Origin of the sequence: Amycolatopsis sp. H20-H5, assembly GCF_035828755.1 — a bacterium.
Lineage (GTDB): Bacteria > Actinomycetota > Actinomycetes > Mycobacteriales > Pseudonocardiaceae > Amycolatopsis.
The window spans coordinates 1-2,375 of sequence record NZ_JAYMZS010000123.1; the positions used below are offsets into that span (position 1 = coordinate 1).

The 2,375-nt window shown below is 71.0% G+C and carries 4 protein-coding genes; all 4 read left to right on the forward strand.

The genetic code is table 11. The features are described 5' to 3' along the window. Window positions 1-41: 41 nt before the first annotated feature. Entirely contained in the window at window positions 42-770 is a 729-nt protein-coding gene (locus QMK34_RS39335; protein WP_326419891.1) for an ABC transporter permease, read from the forward strand. A 4-nt stretch (window positions 771-774) separates the two neighbouring features. Next, window positions 775-1,467 carry a hypothetical protein gene (locus QMK34_RS39340; protein WP_326419892.1) on the forward strand — a complete coding sequence of 231 codons (693 nt, stop codon included), beginning with the start codon at window positions 775-777 and terminating at the stop codon, window positions 1,465-1,467. Continuing rightward, window positions 1,464-1,787: a transcriptional regulator gene (locus QMK34_RS39345; protein ID WP_326419893.1), complete on the forward strand. Its 324-nt coding sequence runs from the start codon at window positions 1,464-1,466 to the stop codon at window positions 1,785-1,787. The genes QMK34_RS39340 and QMK34_RS39345 overlap by 4 nt, the downstream gene beginning before the upstream one ends. A gap of 4 nt (window positions 1,788-1,791) precedes the next feature. Then, on the forward strand, window positions 1,792-2,375 hold a 584-nt coding region (locus tag QMK34_RS39350; protein WP_442785319.1), incomplete at its 3' end, for a Y-family DNA polymerase.

A 2,375-nucleotide genomic window follows, 5' to 3' on the forward strand; every position in this document is an offset into this window, starting at 1 on the left:
TTCCTGGCCCTGACCTCCGACGAGCCGGAAGGCGCGCTGCGATGAACCCGACGTCCCTGAAACTGGAGCTCAAGCGCATCCTGCGCAGCCCGCAGTTCTTCCTGTTCACCATCGGCATGCCGGTCGTGTTCTTCCTGTTCTTCGCCGGGCTCTACGGCACGCAGGACGTCGGCGGCGTCAAGTCGAGCACGCTGACCATGCTGCAGATGGCGGCGTACGGCGCGATGGCGGCGGCGCTGTTCACCGGGACCCGCATCGCCACCGAGCGCACCGAAGGCTGGCAGCGGCAGCTGCGGATCACGCCGCTGCGCGGCCCGGGTTACCTGCTGGTCAAGGTCTCGACTTCGATGCTGGTCGCGCTGCCGGTGCTGCTGGCGATCTTCGTCGCGGGGCTGGCGCAGGGCGTGGAACTCACCGCGGCCCAGTGGATCACCGCGCTCGGCGCGCTGTGGCTCGGCTGCCTCCCGTTCGCCGCGCTGGGCATCATGATCGGCCTGTTCGGCAAGGGGGACACCGTGCAGGCGATCACCGGCGGGCTGATGGCGCCGCTGTCGATGCTGAGCGGGCTGTTCATCCCGCTGCGGCTCATGCCGGACTGGATGGCCGTCGTGGCGAAGATCCTCCCGTCCTACTGGCTGCTCCAGTTCGGACAGTCGGCAGTGCTCGCCGGGCCCGCCGTCGGGCTGATCGTGGCCGTGCTGGCGGCCTGGGTGCTCGTGCCCGGATTCGTGGTCGTGAAGCGTTTCCGGCTGGGCACTGCCAGGGTGTGACGGCGTGTTAGCTTCCGTGGTGTGCCTGGGGGTCAGCACGGAAGCGGAGGGCAGGGCGATGGACGAGGACGACGCTGAGCCGATGACGGCCGAGCAGTCGCTCGCGCTCATCGCCCGGCAGCGCGAGCGGACGCGCCGGGAGCTCGGGGTGAACCCGGCGCGCCTGCTCGCTGTCTGGGGTGTCGCGTGGTTCGTCGGCTGGGGGCTGATGTACCTCGCGCGGCCCGGTGAGAACTCGTCGCGGTTCCCACTGTGGATCCCCGCGGTGGTGCTGGCCGTAGGGTTCGCCGCCGCCATCGGCTACTCCATCTACTACGGCACCCGGGCCGGCCGGGGCATCCGCGGCCCGTCGAATCTGGCGGGCGCGATGTACGGCTGGAGCTGGACGCTCGGGTACGCCGGGCTGACCGTGGTGAACATCCGGATCGGGAAGACCGGCCTGCCATGGGACACCACCTCGCTGCTGTGGACGGGGAGTTCGCTGCTGCTGACCGGTGTGCTCTACCTCGCCGGCGGCGCCATCTGGTCGGACAAGCTGCAGTTCGGGCTCGGTGTCTGGATGATCGTCTCCGCCGCGGCGAGTGTGTTCTCGTCCGTGCCGGGCAACTTCCTGGTGCTGTGCCTGTGCGGAGGCGGCGGATTCCTGGTGGCCGCGGCGGTCTACACGGTGCGGGGCAGGCGGCCGGGGCGAGGATGACCGAACAGGGGCTTCCGCAGCTCGACCCGGTGATCCACGCCCAGGCGCGGCTGCGCGTCACGGTGGCGCTCGCCGCGCTGCGGGCGGGCGACAGCATCACTTTTCCCCGGCTGCAGCAGCTGCTGGAGATGACCGCGGGGAACCTGTCGACGCACCTGCGCAAACTGGAGGACGCCGAGTACGTCCGGATCACCAAGGCCCACGAGCACCGCACGCCGGTGACGCTGGTCGAGCTGACGCTGCGCGGGCGCGTGGCGTTAGACGAGTACACGCGGGCACTGCGGCGGCTGCTCGACGTCACCGGGAACGGCCAAGGCTGAGGAGATGACGCGACGCTGGGTCGTCCACCTGGATATGGACGCCTTCTTCGCGGCCTGCGAACAGCTCACCCGCCCGACCCTGGCCGACCGGCCGGTGCTGGTCGGCGGAGCCGGGCCGCGCGGTGTCGTCGCCGGAGCGAGTTACCAGGCCCGCGAGTACGGGGCGCGTTCCGCGATGCCGATGTCGCAGGCCCGGCGCCTCATCCCGGCGGGCGGGGTGATCCTGCCGCCGCGATTCAGGCTGTACGAGATCCTCAGCAGGCAGGTGTTCGGCATCGTCGCGGAGTACGCCCCGGTGCTCGAACGCATTTCGCTCGACGAGGCCTTCGCCGAGCCGCCGGACCTCGCGGGCGCCGGCCGCGACGACGTCGTCCGGTTCGGCGAGGCGCTGCGGGCGCGGATCCGGGCGGAGACCGGCATGGCGGCGTCGATCGGCGCGGGTTCGGGCAAGCAGGTCGCGAAGATCGCGTCGGACGAGGCGAAACCCGACGGCCTGCTGGTCGTCCCGCTGGGCACCGAGCGGGAGTTCCTCGCCCCGCTGCCGGTGCGCGCGCTGTGGGGGATCGGGCCGGTGGCGGAGTCGAAGCT

What these genes read in the sequence shown, in the direction of transcription:
- QMK34_RS39335 (WP_326419891.1), top strand. Translation starts at nt 42, where the DNA reads ATGAACCCGACGTCCCTGAAACTGGAGCTCAAGCGCATCCTGCGCAGC.
- QMK34_RS39345 (WP_326419893.1), top strand. Translation starts at nt 1,464, where the DNA reads ATGACCGAACAGGGGCTTCCGCAGCTCGACCCGGTGATCCACGCCCAG.